Consider the following 15,676-nt stretch of genomic DNA (forward strand, 5'->3'; position numbering starts at 1 on the left):
TCCCCCGACGGGCTTTTGCGGGCGCTGGTCAAGGAGAGAGCATGGGCTATCGAACCGTCGGTACCGACGAGATGGAGCCAGCACCGGACCGACCCTGCGAGCTTCGACGACTCACCGAGGCCGCGGGGCTGGAACACGTGGCGCTGAACCGCTACAGCGCCGACCCCGGCGAGGAACTCCCGCTGACGTACCACTACCACGAGGAGCAGGAGGAGGCCTTTTTCGTGATCGCCGGCGAGATCGAGGTCGAGACACCCGAGCGGACGTTCGAACTCGGCGCCGACGAACTGTTCGCCGTCGATGCCGAGAGTCCCCACCGCGCGTACTGCCCGGAGGACGCCGACGAGACCGCCGAGGTGCTGGCGCTCGGCGCCCCACCCGTCGACGGCGACGCGCGAGCGTACGATCCCGAGGCGTAGCGCTCGGCCCCAGTCGGAACTACTGTAACGACCGAGGGCGAGCGTTCGGACATGACGACTTCGAGCGCCCCCGGGAAGGTGTACCTGTTCGGGGAGCACGCCGTGGTGTACGGCGAGCCTGCGGTCCCGTGTGCCATCGAGCGCCGGGCGTGGGTGACCGCCGACCCGCGCGCTGACGACCGCGTGCGCGTCGAGGCCGAAGACCTCACGCTGAACGGCTTCACCGTCGAGTGGGGCACCGAGACCGACGACCATCCGGATGTCGACGTGCCCTCGAACCTCGTGGAGGCCGCGACGGGCTACCTCGACGAGGCAGTTGCGCAGGCCCGCGACGCCATCGGCGACCCCGATGCCGGCTTCGAGATTACCGTCGACAGCGACATCCCCCTCGGCGGGGGGCTGGGCTCCTCGGCCGCCGTTGTCGTCGCCGCCATCGACGCCGCAGTCCGCTCCCGCGGCGAACAGATCGACCCCGAGGAACTGGCCGACCGCGCGTACCAGGCCGAATCAGCCGTACAGGGCGGCGAAGCCTCCCGCGCGGACACGTACTGCTCGGCGATGGGCGGCGCCGTCCGCGTCGAGGGCGACAATACCCGACCCATCGAGGCGCCCGAACTCCCCCTGGTCATCGGCTACGACGGCGGGGCGGGTGACACAGGAAAACTGGTCGCTGGCGTGCGCGCGCTCAAGGAGGAGTACGAGTTCGCCGCCGACACCGTCGAGACCATCGGCGACCTCACCCGAAGAGGCGAGGAACTGTTGGCCGCGGCCGACCCCGACGAGGATCCGAGCCCCGTGCTGCTCGACGAACTCGGCGACCTGATGGACTTCAACCACGGACTGCTGTCGGCGCTGGGCGTCTCCTCACGCTCACTCGACCGGATGGTCTGGAGCGCACGTGAGGCCGACGCGTTGGGGGCGAAACTCACCGGCGCGGGTGGTGGCGGCTGTATCGTCGCCCTCGACGAGGGGCAGGCCACCCGGCGCGCGCTGGAGTACTCGCCGGGCTGTGAGCAGAGCTTCCGGGCCGAACTCGCGACCGAGGGGGTGCGAGCGGAGCGATGAGCCCGACGATTCTCAAACTCGGCGGCTCAGTCATCACCGAGAAGGACCGCGCGGAGACTCTGGACGGCGAAGCGCTCGACGCCGCCGCCGACGCCATCGCCGAGAACTTTCAGTTCTCGGCTGGCAACCAGAACGCTCCGCGTTCTGGTGACATCGCCGACGCGCTGAAGCGCGGCGACGTCTCGGGGCTGGTCGTGGTCCACGGCGGCGGGAGCTTCGGCCACCACCACGCAAGCGAGGCGGGCGTGACGACGACCGACGGCAGCGCCGACGCCGGGGACGCCATCGCGATCCACGGCGCGATGAAGACGCTCAATCAGTTCGTGCTCTCGCGCCTCCACGACCGCGGCGTGCCGGCGCTCCCGGTCCACCCGCTTTCGGCGGGATCCCGGGACGCTGACGGGGGCCTCGACCTGCCGATGAACCAGACGGCGACGATGCTGAACGAGGGTTTCGTCCCGGTGCTCCACGGCGACGTGATCGCCACCGAGGGCGAGGGCGTGACGGTGCTCTCGGGCGACGAGATCGTCACGACCGCCGCGGAGCACCTCTCCGCGGATCGCGTCGGCCTCTGTTCGACGGTGCCGGGCGTGCTCGACACCGAGGACGAAGTGATCCCGGAGATCACGGCGTTCGATGACGCTGCGGACGCGCTCGGCGGCAGTGATGCCGACGCCGACGTGACTGGCGGGATGGCGGCGAAGGTGCGTGAACTACTGGACCTCGGCGCGCCGGCGTCGGTGTTCGGCCCCGACGACATCGGGGCGTTTCTGGCCGGTGAGAACCCGGGGACGACGATTCGGAGCGACGACTGACAGTCGCCCCGGGACGACGATCCGCGGGCGATGAGGGGGCTGGCCCGATAGTTAAGTGTCTTAGCGCCCAACTCCGCACAATGGCTGCTGATCTCACAGAGCGCGTCCAAGAGATCGCCGAGGCGCGCGGCGTTCCGGAGTCTGAGGTGTTCGAACAGGCGCTGGAGCGGGGGGTCGAGGATATGTGGCTCGATCTCACAACCACGCGGTACCTGAACGGGGAGCTATCCCGTTCGGAAGCAGTGGAGTCCGTCGGCGAAGAGCGACTCCGCCGTGCGGAGCGAGAGGCCGAGGCCGTCGAGGAGGACGTGCGCTGGGGCTCGACGGCGTGATCGTCGCCGTCACCGATGCCGGACCGCTCATTCATCTCGGAGAGATCGACTCGCTCGAACTTCCGGAGGTCATAGACGAACTGGTGGTTCCGGAGTCCGTGCGTCGCGAACTGGAGGCCGGCGGCGCTCCTGGAGGGTTCGACGACCGTTCCGTCGAAGTAGCAACAGCCGGCGGGGACGAATCTTGGGTCGAAGCCGGGTTAGACGCCGGGGAAGCGGCTGCCTTGGCGGTGGCAGCAGATCGAGACGCCATCCTTCTGACAGACGACTTGGCGGCGAGGGATGCCGCGACGGAGACAGGCGTCGAGGTTCACGGCTCTATCGGAATCATCGCACTCGCGTCAGGGCGCGGTGGACTGACTGAGGACGAAGCCGCTCAGTTGATGCGGTCGCTGCAGACCGATACGAGCCTGTTCGTCACCGACGCGGTTGTCGAGCACGGTATCGAGATCCTTCGCGAAGATTCCGACGGGTAGCAACCGGTTCTCAGTACGACACCACTCCGGTCGGTAACGCTTCGGCAATCCTTTAGCCGCGCACTTCCCGGGTTCGACCATGCACGAGATCACCGGGAGCGGCTTCGTCGAGGTGGTCACCGGATCCATGTTCTCGGGGAAGACCGAGGAGCTACTCCGGCGGCTTCGGCGCGCGGAGATCGCGGGCCAGGACGTCGCGGCGTTCACTCCCGCCGTCGACGACCGCTACGGCGAGACGACCATCGGCTCCCACGAGGGCCGCCAGTGGGACGCACGCGTGATCGACAACGAGGGCGACGGCGTCTGGGAGATTCAGGACTACCTCAACGGCGAGGAGGTCGTCGCCATCGACGAGTCGAACTTCTTCGACACCGATCTGGTGAACGTCTGCAACGTCCTCGCCAACGACGGGCGCCGGGTGATCGTCTCCGGCACCGACATCACGTTCCGCGGCGAGCCGTTCAGCCCGCTGCCGGAACTGATGGCCATCGCCGAGTACGTCGACAAGCTACAGGCCATCTGCACCGTCTGCGGGGAGCCGGCCACTCGGAACCAGCGACTCGTCGACGGCGAGCCAGCCCACATCGACGACCCGACCATCGTCGTCGGCGCCGAGGAGTCCTACGAGGCACGGTGTCGCAACTGCCACACGCTCCGGACCGACTGATGCACCTGATCGACGAGGTGGACCGATGACCACCTGGGTCGAGGACCCAGAGGGCGGGCGTGACCGCGGGCCGCGAGCGCTCGCTCGCGCGTGGGCGGAGGTCATGATCCGGCCCCGGCGGTTCTTCCGGAACGGCGTCGCCCCCGCGGATCAGGCGCCGGGACTGATCTTCGGCGTGCTCGTGGCGCTGGGCGCCGTCGGTGGACGGCTAGCGACTGGAGATTTGCCGAACTTCCAGACCGTCGACGCCATCCCGCCGTTCGTCCCCGAGGCCGGCGCAGTGCGGGTCCTGCTGGTTCTCATGGGCGTCGGCCTCTTTCTGGCGCCGGCGACGTTCCACTTCGCGGCCGCCATCGAGACGGTCGGGCTGACGCTCGTCGCGCCGGATCGGGCGGGCGTGAGCGAGACCGTTCAGCTGATCGCCTACGCGACGGCACCGTGTCTGCTGACCGCCATCCCGTGGGCGCCGCTGCGGGTGGCGTGCTGTCTGTACGGCGCTGGGCTACTCGTCGTGGGCACCGCGGTCCGGCACCGGACCACGATCCCCCGTGCGGCGCTGGCGGCCGCGCTACCGGCGGCCATCGTCTTTGGCTACGGCTTCGGCGGGTTCGCGGCCGCAGGGCTCTGAGCGAGTTGCAGGCGTTTCGACAACACCTTTAGGGCGGACCGCGTTTGTTCTCACAAATGGGTAACTGCATTATCTGTGGCGCCGATACCCAGGGCCACATCTGTCAGTCGCACGAGGAAGACGCGGTGTTCGAGTTCCGGGGCGACAGCGCCGATCAGCTGGTCGAGAACCGTTTCTACCGCGGCGTCGTCGACGGCTACGCCGACTTCGGCGTGTTCATCGACCTTTCGCCCAGCGTCACTGGGCTGCTGCACCGTTCGGAGCTCGACGGCCGTCTCGAGAGCCTCGACTGGGAGGCCGGCGACAGCGTGTTCGTCCAAGTGAAGAACGTCCGGGACAACGGCAACATCGACCTCACCTCCTCCATCCGGCAGGCCGACCGCGAGTTCCGCGGGACGCTCATCCAGGAGGGGACCGAGGAGAAGCTTCCCGAGGAGGGTGAAGAGGGAAACGGGAGTGAGGAGGCCGACGCGGGAAACGGACATGAGGAGGCCGACGCGGGAAACGGACGTGAGCGGGACGGCGAGTCCGTGACCGAGGCGTCGACCTCCGACGAGACCCCCGAGGCCGAGGAAGCGACTGAAGAGGAAGCCGAGGCTGCGGAAGCAGCCGAGGCCGAAGAAGCGGAGTCCGAGGAGGCGGCTGCTGCGGCCGAACCCGAGGAATCCGAGTCCGAGGAGTCCGCGGAGACCACGGAAGCGCCCGGCGCCGAAGCGCGCGAGGCTGCCGCCGAGGAGACCGAGGAGACGCCCGTCGAAGCGTCCGAGGAGCCGACTCGCCGAAACATCGGCGAACTCTCGGACCGGGTCGGCGAGGCGGTCCGCATCGATGGCGAAGTCGTCGGTGCCCGTCAGACCGGCGGCCCCACCGTCTTCGAACTCCGCGACGAGACCGGCATCGTCGACTGTGCCGCGTTCATCGAGGCCGGCGTGCGCGCCTACCCCGAGATCGAGGTGGGCGACATCGTCCGACTCGACGGCGAGGTCGAGGTCCGCCGCGAGGAGCTACAGGTCGAAACCGAGGCGCTGGTCGAACTCGAGGGCGACGAGGCTGCCACTGTCGAGCGCCGCCTCGCCGACGCCATGACCGAGCGCGCCCGGCCCGACGAACTGACGCTGGTCGCCGAGGACGCGGCCGTCGACGCCGCGAGCGAGGAACTGCTCGACGCCGCGGAGTCGATCCGCCGCGCAGTCCTCGAATCGCGACCAATCGTCGTCCGACACGCCGCGACCGCCGACGGCTACGTCGCCGGCGTGGCGCTGGAGCGCGCGGTGCTCCCGATGGTCCGCGAGGAACACGCCGAGAGCGACGCCGAGTACCACTACGTCACCCGGCGCCCGCTCGAGGAGTCGGTATACGGGATGAACGACGCGACCAACGACGTGACCCGGATGCTGCAGGACCGGGAGCGTCACGACGAGAAACTGCCGCTCGTGGTGCTTGCGGGCACCGCCTCCACCGTCGAGAGCGAGGACGGTCTGGAGATGCTGGGCATCTACGGCGCCGACCGCGTCGTCGTCGACGCCGCGCCTGCGGACCCCGAAATCGCCGACGCTGCCGAGGTGCTGGTGAACCCGACCGCCGACGACCTCTCGACGGGCGCGCTCGCCGCGTCGCTGGCGTCGACGGTCACCCCCGGGGTGCGCGAGGAGATCGCCCACCTGCCGGCGGTTAGCTACTGGGAGGAGACCCCCGAGTCCTACCTCGCGGCCGCCCGCGAGGCCGGCTTCGACGTCGAGGACGTGACCGAACTGCGCGAGGCCATCGCGCTGGAGGCGTTCTACCAGTCCTACGACGAGAAGCGCGAACTGGTCGGCGACCTGCTCTTTGGCGAGTCCGTCGAGGCTATCTCCGCGGGCGCGCCGGAGGACGCCGCCGAGAGCGAGACGCTGGCGGGCCATATCGCCACCCAGTTCCGCGAGAAGATGGACACGGAGGTCGAGACGGCCGAAGCCAACCTCGAGACCAGCGAGGCCGAGGGGATCGAGGTCGCGGTGCTCGACACCGAGGACTACACCCACAAGTACGACTTCCCGCCGAATTCGCTGCTGATGGACGAACTCCACCGCCGCGGCGACGCGGGCGTGACCGTCGGCGTCGCGATGGACGAACTCTGGGTCCGCGCGGACGCGGATCCGGACCTGCGTGAGGTCGCACGGGAGGCAGCGTCGAACGCCCCCGGCGCGGGTATCACCGCTGCGGGGCTTCGTGAGGGTCGGATCGAGTTCCTCTCCGGGGCGCGTGAGGAAGTCGAGATCGCGGTCGTCGGCGCCGTCGTCGAGCAGTTCGACTGATTCTCGGTATTCGTTTTTGAGGTTCGTTCTGGGTTCCGGGACAGCGACGGCGTCGGCGTCTTGATCGTTGACTACTGGGACAGCAACAGCATCTCGATCGTTGGCAACTGAGGCAGCAACCGCGACGGCAACAGCATCTCGAAGCATGACCACTTGCGACCGCAGAGCGCTGGGCACGAGGCCCAGCGCAGCACCGGTTCCCCACCCCTCCCCCCGCGCTCGCCGCCGATGGCGAGCGCGAGGCGTCCACCCCTCAGCAGCCGGCGGGGGCGCGAAGCGTTCGCGTCGACGGACGCGAACCGAGCGCGAGGGTCCCGCGAGCGAAGCGAGTGGGACCACGAGGGAGCTTCGCTCCCTCGGAGGACGAGCGAGGGTTAAGCCCGAGCGAGTCGGCTGGGGAGGCTGTGGCCGCGGTGCGGCGCTGTGCGGTCACAAGTTGCCAAGGGGAACTCCGCGGTGGTGTTCGCGGTGACGGTAGTCGTCGACGAGAACCCAAATAACGAATCGACTAGCTCACGGCTCACTCCGTTCGCCGTTCGCGTAACGAGGTGGTTTGCCGTTCGGTCGTTCCACTCGCGACGTTTCCCTGTCTCGCTCGCAACCCTTAACCCCGAAAACCACCCAACCAACACCAATGAGCACGGACGCCGCCACCGACGGCGACCCACCTGCCTTCGCCGACGCCTGTGAGGAGCTCTGCCGCCGCATCATCGAGGAGGGCCTCGAACGCGACGACCTCGAGGCCGCCAAACGCGAGGTCTGCAGCGACACCGGCGCGCCGAAGGTCCCCACCAACGGCGACATCCTCAGCTACGCGCCCGACGAGTGGCGCGAGGAGGTCAAGTCCGTCGTCCGGCGCAAGCCCGTCCGGACGGCGTCGGGCGTCTCGCCAATCGCCATCATGACCTCGCCGCACATGTGCCCCCACGGGAAGTGTCTCTACTGCCCCGGCGGGCCCGCCTCCGAGTTCTCCTCGGCGCAGTCCTACACCGGCCACGAGCCAGCAGCGGCCCGCGGCGAGCAGAACGACTACGACCCGTATGGGCAGGTCCGACTCCGTCTGGAACAGCTACGGGCCATCGGCCACCCCGTCGACAAGGCCGAACTGATCCTGATGGGCGGCACCATGACCGCCCGCAGCCACGACTACCAGGAGTGGTTCGTCAAGCGCGCGCTGCAGGCGATGAACGAGTACGACCTCGATTCGGATCCGAACCCCAGCCAGTCCGAGAGCTTCGCCGAGCCACCGGAGAAGCAGGAGTTCGAATACCTCGAGGACGTCATCGCCCGGAACGAGACCGGCGACATCCGCGTGACGGGCATCACGTTCGAGACCAAACCCGACTGGTGCGATCCCGAGCAGATCAACCGCATGCTGGATCTGGGCGGCACGAAGGTCGAAGTGGGCGTTCAGACCACCTACGAGCGCATCAACCGCGAGATGCACCGCGGGCACGGCACACAGGCCTCCATCGACGCCAATCGGCGCCTCCGGGACTCGGCGTTCAAGGTCGGCTTCCACATGATGCCCGGCCAGCCCGGGATGAGTCAGGAGATGTGCCGCGAGGACTTCCGACGGCTCTTCGACTCGCCGCAGTGGCGCCCGGACTATCTCAAGATCTACCCCACGCTCGTCGTCGAGGGCACGCGGGTCTACGACATGTGGAAACGGGGGGACTTCGACCCGCTGGACAACGAGACGGCCGCCGACGTCGTCGCCGACGCGATGAACGAGATCCCGAAGTACTGCCGGCTCCAGCGCGTCCAGCGGGACATCCCCGCGGACTTCATCGAGGGCGGCGTCTGGAAGTCGAACCTCCGCCAACTGGCCCAGCAGCGCGCCGAGGAAAAGGGCTACCAGATCCGGGACATCCGCGCCCGCGAAGTCGGCCACAACGACGCCGATCCGGACCCTGCCGAAATCACGCTGGACACGATGGAGTACGAGGCCGGCGGCGGCACGGAGCGGTTCATCTCCTTCGAGGACCCCGTCCGGGACCTGCTGATCGGCTTCTGTCGGCTGCGGTTCCCGAACGACCCCGTCCGGCGCGAACTGGCGGACGCCGCGCTCGTGCGCGAACTCCACGTCTACGGCTCCGAAGCCTCCTTCGACGGCTCCGACTCGGGGGACGCAGAGTGGCAGCACCGCGGCTACGGGAAGCGTCTCGTCCGCGAGGCTGAGAAACAGGCCCGCGAGGCCGGCTACGGGAAGCTGAGCATCATCTCGGGCATCGGCGTCCGGGAGTACTACCGCGAAAAGCTCGGCTACCACCAGGACGGTCCGTACGTCTCGAAGCGCATCTAGGGAGGGTGATGTTTTTGTCGGTGTCGTCCAACGGACAGCTATGAGCGACGCGAGCGGCGAGTCGGACTCGGTCGGCCAACGGCTCCGGGAGAACGCGACGGGCATCGTGAGTACGCTCGTCACCGGCATCTGGCTGGGCGCGATGTTCTCCGGGCAGGACTGGTGGCTGGCGGCGATGCTCGTGGGCTACGTGGCCGTGGTCCCCATTACGGCGATGCTGTTCGGCGACAACGAGGAGAGCGAAGTCGCCAAGCGAGCCAAGGAACGGGCCAGTGAGAAGCGGGAGCGCCGTCGGGAGAAGCGAACCGATGACGAGGAGGAGACCGCTCTCGAAGCCCTCCGCCGGCGCTACGCCGAGGGCGAACTCACCGACGAGCAGTTCGAACGAAAACTGGAGGCGCTACTGGAGACCGAGACAGTCGAGGACGTTGAGGACCGCGCCAGATCCAAATCGGTCGAGCGGGAGCGCTGAGCTGTCGCTCCGAAACGCCTAACCGCCGGCCGGCCGCAGTCGCCGACGATGGAACCCCGCGACGAGGCCGACGTGCTACTGTTCGGCCGGAACCCTGCACTCTCGGCCCAGTTTGCCCGCCTCGCCGGGGGGCTGTTCGTGCTGTCGCTGCTCGCGTACCTCCCGGTTCGCTACATCGGGAGCGTCTCGCCGACCGATGGGGCGGTCACGACCGTGCTGGCGCTCGCGATGGTGACGGTGGCCGCCGTCGCCGCCTACTCGAACGACGGGCTGTTGCCCGCCGTGGCGCTCGCGGCCGGCGTCGGCGTCGGCTTCTACGCGCCGGCGATCCTGTTCGAACTCCGTAACCCCGGCGAGGCGGCGCTGTGGATCCTGGCCGGCGGGTCGCTCTCCTCGCTCATGTTCGGCGCGCTCGGCTTCGCCATCGGCGCCGGGGCGTGGCGGCTGCGTTCGTAGGACCGTCAACCGCCGAGCGAGAACGGATCGGCGGCACCGGCCAGCCGCCGAGCGAGAACGGTTCGGCGGTGATTGTCAACCGCCGAGCGAGAACGGATCGGCGGCACCGGCCAGCCGCCGAGCGAGAACGGATCGGCGGCACCGGCCAGCCGCCGAGCGAGAACGGATCGGCGGTGATCGTCAACCGCCGAGCGGAACGCCCTTCCCGGTCGCCCGAGAAATTCGGCGTATGGAGCCGAAACGTGAACTGTCGAGCGTCGACCTCGCGGCGCTCGCAACCGAGCTCTCCCGCTACGAGGGAGCGAAGCTCGACAAGGCGTACATCTACGACGAGGATCTGCTGCGACTCAAACTCCGGGACTTCGACCGGGGCCGTATCGAACTCCTGATCGAGGTGGGCGAGTACAAACAGGCCCACGTCGCCGACCCCAAACGCGTCCCCGACGCGCCCGGGCGGCCACCGGAGTTCGCGATGATGCTGCGCGGGCGCATCGAGAGCGCGGATCTCGTCTCGGTCGAGCAGTACGAGTTCGACCGGATCCTCGTGTTCGAGTTCGAGCGCCCCGACCAGAACACCACCCTCGTCGTGGAACTGTTCGGCGACGGCAACGTCGCCGTGCTGGACGAGAACGGCGAGGTCGTGCGGTCGATGGAGACGGTCCGGCTCAAGTCCCGCACCGTTGCGCCCGGCAGCCAGTACGAGTTCCCCCAGTCCCGGCTGAACCCGCTCGAGGTCGACTACGACACCCTCGAAGCCCGGATGGAGCAGTCCGACACCGACGTGGTGCGCACCATCGCCACCCAACTCAACCTCGGGGGCTTCTGGGGCGAGGAACTCTGTCAGCGCGCCGGAATCGAGAAGGCGATGGCCATCGACGACGCCGGCGAGGCGGAGTACCGCGCGATCCACCGCGAACTCGAGTCGCTCTCGGAGGCGCTCAAGAGCGGCCAGTTCGACCCGCGCATCTACGTCGAACCTGACAGCGACGAGGCAACCGAGGAGGAGAGCGACCAGCCACTCACGGCCCGCGAGAAAGTCGTCGACGTGAGCCCGGTCGCCCTGGAGGAGCGCGCGGACCTCCCCAGTCGCGCGTTCGACTCGTTCAACCCCGCGCTGGAGGAGTACTTCTACCGCCTCAAGGAGCAGCAGCGCCGCGAGGAGGAGGGTGCCGGCCGCGAGCGCCCGGACTTCGAGGCCGAAATCGAGAAGGAGAAACGCATCATCGAACAGCAGGAGCAGGCCATCGAGGGGTTCGAGGAGGAGGCCGAGCACCTGCGCCGGAAGGCCGAACTCTGCTACGAGCGCTACGACCTCATCGACGAGATGCTCTCGACGATCCAGGAGGCCCGCGAGGCGGGCACCTCGTGGGCCGACATTCAGGAGACCCTCGAAGCCGGCGCCGAACAGGGCGTCCCCGCCGCCGAGGCCGTCGTCGACATCGACGGCGCCGAGGGGACGGTCACGGTCGACGTGGACAATGAACGTATCACGCTCCACGCCCTGACCGGCGTCGAGAAGAACGCCGACCGCCTCTACCGGGAGGCAAAGCGCGTCGAGGGCAAGAAGGAGGGCGCCCACGAGGCCATCGAGGACACCCGCGAACGCCTCGAAGCCGTCAAGCAGCGCCGCGAAGCGTGGGAGGAAGAGCCCGAACCCGAGCCAGAACCCGAAGAGGGCGAACACGAGGAAATCGACTGGCTCGCCCGGGAGAACATCCCCGTCCGTCAGCCCGAGCACTGGTACGAGGAGTTCCGGTGGTTCCGCACCAGCGACGGCTACCTCGTGATCGGCGGGCGCAACGCCGACCAGAACGAGGATCTGGTGAAGAAGTATCTCGACAAGCACGACCGCTTCTTCCACACGCAGGCCCACGGCGGCCCGGTGACGATTCTGAAAGCCAGCGCGCCCTCCGAGCCGTCCAGCCCCGTCGACTGGCCCGACTCCAGTCTGGAGGAGGCCGCGCAGTTCGCCGTCGCCTACTCCTCGGTCTGGAAGGACGGCCGCGGCGCCGGCGACGCCTACATGGTCGAACCGGATCAGGTGAGCAAGACCCCCGAGTCCGGCGAGTATCTCGAGAAGGGCGGCTTCGCCATCCGCGGCGACCGCGAGTACTTCCGGGATATGGCCTGCCGGGTCGCGGTCGGCATCACCTGCGAGGACGAGACCCGCGTCATCGGCGGCCCGCCGAGCGCTATCGTCCCGAAAGCCGAGACGACCATCACGCTCGAACCCGGGAAGTTCGCCCAGAACGACGCCGCGGTGAAGTGCTACCGGGAGTTCAAGAGCCGCTTCGCCGACGAGTCGTTCGTCCGGAAGATCGCCAGCGCGGACAAGATCCAGGAGTTCCTCCCGCCGGGCGGGAGCGACCTGCAGGGGGTGTAGATGTCCGTCCCGCCGCCGACCGACGACGAACTGGCCGACGTGCCCGAGGACGCCGAGTTCGACGAGGGGTTCTGGCGTGACTACGCCGTCTTGGTTGCCGGCTATCGGGAGCAGTGGGTCGAGGACCTGATCGACGATCAGGGCGTCGCCGCGCTGGTCGCTGAACTGAACCCCGACGCGTAGCTCACTCGGTCGGCAGCACCAGATCCTCGCGCCGGCCGTCGAGCACCCCGAACCGCTCCCCACGACGGCTCTCAAGCCAGTAGAGCAGGCGCTCGGCCCAGCCGAGCTTTTTCGCCTTCATCTCGCCAAGAGAGGGGTCATCGAACCCCCAGCCGACGAACCGGAGGCGCTCGGCGCCCAGCGCGTCCGCGAGAAACGCCGCACGGTCGCCGTCGGTGAAGCCGCCGAAGTTCCGCACGGGGCCAGCAGGTTCGGCCTGCGTGGTCGCGAGCAGGCGGTGGTCGGCGAACTCCGGCACCCAGCGCTCGAGGGCGTCGACGTTGTCGCCGTGGGCGTGGACAGCGACTGGGGTCCCGCCGTGGCTCATGCCGGCGAGTCGTTCGGGAGCGCCGTCGAGGTCCGTCACCGCGAGATCCACCTCGATCCCGGCGTCCCGGAGCGTCGTCGCCGCCGAGGAGGCCGCGACGACCCGGTCGGCAGCGGCGGCGGCCGCGGCCTCGCCAGCGAGAGTCGGCCCGGCGCCGGCGACGGCGACGGTGGCGCCCTCGAACCCCGAGAGGGCGTCGAGGTCGAACGGCGAGGTCATCGACGCCAGCCGGTCGCGGGCGCGCTCGTCGGCGGCCCGGCCGAAGCCGAAATCGGCGAGGATACGCTCGTACACCGGCTCCCAGACGTGGAACTCCATGGTGGATAGGCGTGGCTCCCGAACGTGAATACTGCGAAGATGAGTGGGCCGGCCTGGTACCAAAGTACCCCTACCCGGGCACCGTGCCGGCGTCCACCTGCTCGTACCTGCGGGTCCGGTATAAGCTTTCTTGTCGCCCACCACGGATCCGGAAGCCCCGCCCTCCCGCGGTGGCCGCTGCGTAACCTTGATGCGCCCGCTGGCTGTGGGTTGCCCATGAACCTCTATCGGACCAGCGAGTCGGGGCTCGTGCCGGTACAGCCGCTGGGAACCGACGAGACCGACGGACTCGCCGGCGCGCTGCTGCGCGGCCGCGGGGGCCCGCTCGGCGCCGAGAACGTGCTGTTCGTGGAGACGACTGTCGAGGACGACATCGCCGCGGCGCTGGCCGTCGACGCCGCCGGGACCGCGGTGGTCGTCGGCGCGGCCGACGGCGAGGTGGGCAGCGACGTGGTGACCGACGCGCTCCAGCGCGCCAGCGCCGTCGCCGACAGCGGCTACGAGGCGCTCGCAGAGCGCTTCGAGGGCGACGAGGAGCTACGGGCCGCCCACGCGGCCTACTTCAATCGCGAGCCGCTGGCCCCCGCGGCGTTCAACGACGACCAGCGCGTCCGCCTGCTGGGTACCGCGTTCGCCGAGGACGCCCTCGAACTGGCGTCGTTCCTCAGCGACCGCGAACTCGCCGTCGACGCCGTCCCCGTCGAGGCGTTCGGCGACCCCGCCAGCGACCAGTACCTCGCCCGGTTCGACGTAGACGAGGAGACGGCTGACGCCGGGGCGGGGGCAGACAGCACCGACGGCAGCGAGCAGTGGGTCGCCGGCGGGAGCGCCGTGTCCGCGAGCGAGGACGGCAACGCGGGCGCCGAGGGTACAGACGAACCGGTGAGCGAGGAATCGACGTCAGCGAAGGGAGCGACCGGGACCGAACAGTCGAGCGACGAGCCACTCGACCTCCCGGTGCTGCTCGACGCCGTCGCCGAGGGCGTGAAAGAGCGCCTGCGGGGCACGTTCGACGCGGACCCCGAACGGCTGGCCTCCCTCGAGCGCGGAAACGAACTGCTGGTCCGGCCCAACGCACCAGCCTACGCCGGCGGCGTGCTGCGCTACCGGATGCAGACCGAGCGTGACGGCACCGTCGAGTTCGGCGTCTCCATCTACGGCGGCAGCGAGGCCGAGAAAGAACAGATGCGCGCGCTGATCCGCGACCACGAGGCGGCCATCGAGGAGGAGTTGGGCTACGAGGTGTCGGACCGCTACGACGGCTTTCACGCCGAACGCGAGTTCCCGACGCTCGATCAGGTGGCCGCCTCGGAGATCGTCGACGAGTTCGACCGCCTCGTGCGCTTTTTCCACCCGCGTGTGATGCGGACCTGACGGGGCTGGAGGGAAAGGCACGTCACCCCGGCGCCCCGAGAGTCGGCCATGCGAATCGTTCAGCGCGGTCACGGCGCGGAGGGTCGTGACCGGGTGACGCTCGTCCCCGAGACCGTCGACGACCTCTGGCATCTCTCGCACGTCCTCGAACCCGGCGACATGGTCGAGGGCGACACCACCCGCCGGATCCAGCGCAACGACGACCAGATGCGCGACACCGGCGGCGAGCGCGAACACATCCACGTCACCCTGGAAGTCGAGGACGTGGAGTTCGCGCGCTTCGCCAACCGCCTGCGGGTCGGCGGCGTCATCGAGTACTGCTCGCGGGAGGACCAGATCGGCCTCCACCACACCATCAACGTCGAGACCCACGAGGAACTCACCATCGAGAAGTTCCTCAAACCTGACCAGCGCGACCGGATCGAGGAGGCCGCCGAGGCCACCGACGCCCCCGACGTGGCCATCGCCACCGTCGAGGAGGGCGAGGCGTACGTCCACACCGTCCAGCAGTACGGCACCGACGAGTACGTCTCGCTGACGGCGCCGACCGGGAAAGGCGAGTACGCCCAGCCCCGGACCCGCCTGTTCGAGGAGTTGGGCTCGGCGCTCCAGCACGTCGACGCCGAGGCAATCATCATGGCCGGCCCGGGGTTCACGAAACGCGACGCGAAGGACTACCTCGAAGAGGAGTACCCCGACGCCGCCGAGCGGATCACGACCACCGTCGACACCTCCGCGGCGGGCGACCGCGGGGTCCACGAGGTGCTCAAGCGCGGCGCCGTCGAGGAGGTACAGGACCAGACCCGGATCGCCCGCGAGAGCGAACTCATCGACGAACTCACCGAGCGCATCGCGACCGGCGAGCAGGCGACCTACGGCGTCGAGCAAACCGCCGAGGCCGCCGAGTTCGGCGCCGTCGAGACGCTGCTCGTCGTCGACGAGCGCCTGCGCTCCGAGCGCCAGGACGAGGGAGACTGGGACCGGGACGCCAACGACATCATCGAGACCGTCGAGCAGAAGGGCGGCGAGGTGGTGGTGTTCTCCTCGGAGTTCGCGCCGGGCGAGCAGCTATCGAACCTCGGCGGCATCGCGGCGCTGCTGCGCTACCGGATCCAGTAGGCG

Annotated in this window: 16 protein-coding genes; 15 read left to right on the forward strand and 1 reads right to left on the reverse strand. The window is 68.9% G+C overall.

The features are described 5' to 3' along the window. Positions 1 to 41: 41 nt before the first annotated feature. The 13 genes from J2753_RS10055 to J2753_RS10115 all read left to right on the forward strand — a co-directional run bounded on the left by J2753_RS10055 (position 42) and on the right by J2753_RS10115 (position 12,495). Entirely contained in the window at positions 42 to 419 is a 378-nt protein-coding gene (locus J2753_RS10055) for a cupin domain-containing protein (protein ID WP_209491873.1), read from the forward strand. 51 nt (positions 420 to 470) lie between these two features. Then, positions 471 to 1,484: a mevalonate kinase gene (mvk, locus tag J2753_RS10060; protein WP_209491874.1), complete on the forward strand. Its 1,014-nt coding sequence runs from the start codon at positions 471 to 473 to the stop codon at positions 1,482 to 1,484. After that, entirely contained in the window at positions 1,481 to 2,299 is an 819-nt protein-coding gene (locus J2753_RS10065) for an isopentenyl phosphate kinase (RefSeq protein WP_209491876.1), read from the forward strand. The genes mvk and J2753_RS10065 overlap by 4 nt, the downstream gene beginning before the upstream one ends. Before the next feature lie 80 nt (positions 2,300 to 2,379). Next, the gene (locus tag J2753_RS10070) at positions 2,380 to 2,631 is read left to right on the forward strand and encodes a ribbon-helix-helix protein, CopG family (protein WP_209491878.1); all 252 of its coding nucleotides are present in this window, start codon (positions 2,380 to 2,382) and stop codon (positions 2,629 to 2,631) included. Further along, on the forward strand, positions 2,628 to 3,107 hold the full coding sequence (locus J2753_RS10075) for a nucleic acid-binding protein (RefSeq protein ID WP_209491880.1): 480 nt from the start codon (positions 2,628 to 2,630) through the stop codon (positions 3,105 to 3,107). Before J2753_RS10070 ends, J2753_RS10075 begins: the two co-directional genes overlap by 4 nt. Positions 3,108 to 3,186: 79 nt before the next feature. Further along, the gene (locus tag J2753_RS10080) at positions 3,187 to 3,774 is read left to right on the forward strand and encodes a thymidine kinase (protein ID WP_209491881.1); all 588 of its coding nucleotides are present in this window, start codon (positions 3,187 to 3,189) and stop codon (positions 3,772 to 3,774) included. Positions 3,775 to 3,799: 25 nt separating this feature from the next. Next, on the forward strand, positions 3,800 to 4,402 hold the full coding sequence (locus J2753_RS10085) for a YIP1 family protein (protein ID WP_209491883.1): 603 nt from the start codon (positions 3,800 to 3,802) through the stop codon (positions 4,400 to 4,402). Positions 4,403 to 4,458: 56 nt separating this feature from the next. Further along, on the forward strand, positions 4,459 to 6,696 hold the full coding sequence (locus J2753_RS10090; protein ID WP_209491885.1) for a DHH family phosphoesterase: 2,238 nt from the start codon (positions 4,459 to 4,461) through the stop codon (positions 6,694 to 6,696). Between the two features lie 634 nt (positions 6,697 to 7,330). Beyond that, complete coding sequence (locus J2753_RS10095) at positions 7,331 to 9,001, forward strand: tRNA uridine(34) 5-carboxymethylaminomethyl modification radical SAM/GNAT enzyme Elp3 (protein WP_209491887.1); 1,671 nt, start codon at positions 7,331 to 7,333, stop codon at positions 8,999 to 9,001. Positions 9,002 to 9,041: 40 nt separating this feature from the next. Then, entirely contained in the window at positions 9,042 to 9,473 is a 432-nt protein-coding gene (locus J2753_RS10100; protein ID WP_209491889.1) for an SHOCT domain-containing protein, read from the forward strand. A 48-nt stretch (positions 9,474 to 9,521) separates the two neighbouring features. Continuing rightward, positions 9,522 to 9,929 (forward strand): hypothetical protein, encoded by a 408-nt coding sequence (locus J2753_RS10105; RefSeq protein ID WP_209491891.1) that lies wholly within the window; start codon positions 9,522 to 9,524, stop codon positions 9,927 to 9,929. 229 nt (positions 9,930 to 10,158) lie between these two features. Beyond that, positions 10,159 to 12,312 (forward strand): ribosome rescue protein RqcH, encoded by a 2,154-nt coding sequence (rqcH, locus tag J2753_RS10110; RefSeq protein WP_209491892.1) that lies wholly within the window; start codon positions 10,159 to 10,161, stop codon positions 12,310 to 12,312. After that, the gene (locus J2753_RS10115; RefSeq protein WP_209491894.1) at positions 12,313 to 12,495 is read left to right on the forward strand and encodes a hypothetical protein; all 183 of its coding nucleotides are present in this window, start codon (positions 12,313 to 12,315) and stop codon (positions 12,493 to 12,495) included. A gap of 1 nt (position 12,496) precedes the next feature. On the opposite strand, the gene J2753_RS10120 is transcribed toward J2753_RS10115, so the two are convergent. Further along, positions 12,497 to 13,180, reverse strand: coding sequence for a 6-hydroxymethylpterin diphosphokinase MptE-like protein (locus J2753_RS10120; RefSeq protein WP_209491896.1), 684 nt, complete (start codon positions 13,178 to 13,180; stop codon positions 12,497 to 12,499). Between the two features lie 216 nt (positions 13,181 to 13,396). On the opposite strand from J2753_RS10120, the gene J2753_RS10125 reads away from it, so the two are divergent. Together J2753_RS10125 and J2753_RS10130 are read left to right on the forward strand one after the other, a co-directional pair. Next, on the forward strand, positions 13,397 to 14,554 hold the full coding sequence (locus J2753_RS10125) for a hypothetical protein (protein WP_209491898.1): 1,158 nt from the start codon (positions 13,397 to 13,399) through the stop codon (positions 14,552 to 14,554). Between the two features lie 48 nt (positions 14,555 to 14,602). Continuing rightward, the gene (locus tag J2753_RS10130; RefSeq protein ID WP_209491899.1) at positions 14,603 to 15,673 is read left to right on the forward strand and encodes an mRNA surveillance protein pelota; all 1,071 of its coding nucleotides are present in this window, start codon (positions 14,603 to 14,605) and stop codon (positions 15,671 to 15,673) included. Positions 15,674 to 15,676: the final 3 nt, after the last annotated feature.

The organism is Halolamina salifodinae, assembly GCF_017874235.1.
Lineage (GTDB): Archaea > Halobacteriota > Halobacteria > Halobacteriales > Haloferacaceae > Halolamina > Halolamina salifodinae.

Coding starts and splice junctions, on each gene's coding strand:
- rqcH (WP_209491892.1), top strand. CDS start 10,159: ATGGAGCCGAAACGTGAACTGTCGAGCGTCGACCTCGCGGCGCTCGCA.
- J2753_RS10130 (WP_209491899.1), top strand. CDS start 14,603: ATGCGAATCGTTCAGCGCGGTCACGGCGCGGAGGGTCGTGACCGGGTG.
- J2753_RS10055 (WP_209491873.1), top strand. CDS start 42: ATGGGCTATCGAACCGTCGGTACCGACGAGATGGAGCCAGCACCGGAC.
- J2753_RS10100 (WP_209491889.1), top strand. CDS start 9,042: ATGAGCGACGCGAGCGGCGAGTCGGACTCGGTCGGCCAACGGCTCCGG.
- J2753_RS10065 (WP_209491876.1), top strand. CDS start 1,481: ATGAGCCCGACGATTCTCAAACTCGGCGGCTCAGTCATCACCGAGAAG.
- J2753_RS10105 (WP_209491891.1), top strand. CDS start 9,522: ATGGAACCCCGCGACGAGGCCGACGTGCTACTGTTCGGCCGGAACCCT.
- J2753_RS10070 (WP_209491878.1), top strand. CDS start 2,380: ATGGCTGCTGATCTCACAGAGCGCGTCCAAGAGATCGCCGAGGCGCGC.
- J2753_RS10090 (WP_209491885.1), top strand. CDS start 4,459: ATGGGTAACTGCATTATCTGTGGCGCCGATACCCAGGGCCACATCTGT.
- J2753_RS10125 (WP_209491898.1), top strand. CDS start 13,397: ATGAACCTCTATCGGACCAGCGAGTCGGGGCTCGTGCCGGTACAGCCG.
- J2753_RS10095 (WP_209491887.1), top strand. CDS start 7,331: ATGAGCACGGACGCCGCCACCGACGGCGACCCACCTGCCTTCGCCGAC.
- J2753_RS10085 (WP_209491883.1), top strand. CDS start 3,800: ATGACCACCTGGGTCGAGGACCCAGAGGGCGGGCGTGACCGCGGGCCG.
- mvk (WP_209491874.1), top strand. CDS start 471: ATGACGACTTCGAGCGCCCCCGGGAAGGTGTACCTGTTCGGGGAGCAC.
- J2753_RS10080 (WP_209491881.1), top strand. CDS start 3,187: ATGCACGAGATCACCGGGAGCGGCTTCGTCGAGGTGGTCACCGGATCC.
- J2753_RS10115 (WP_209491894.1), top strand. CDS start 12,313: ATGTCCGTCCCGCCGCCGACCGACGACGAACTGGCCGACGTGCCCGAG.
- J2753_RS10120 (WP_209491896.1), bottom strand. CDS start 13,180: ATGGAGTTCCACGTCTGGGAGCCGGTGTACGAGCGTATCCTCGCCGAT.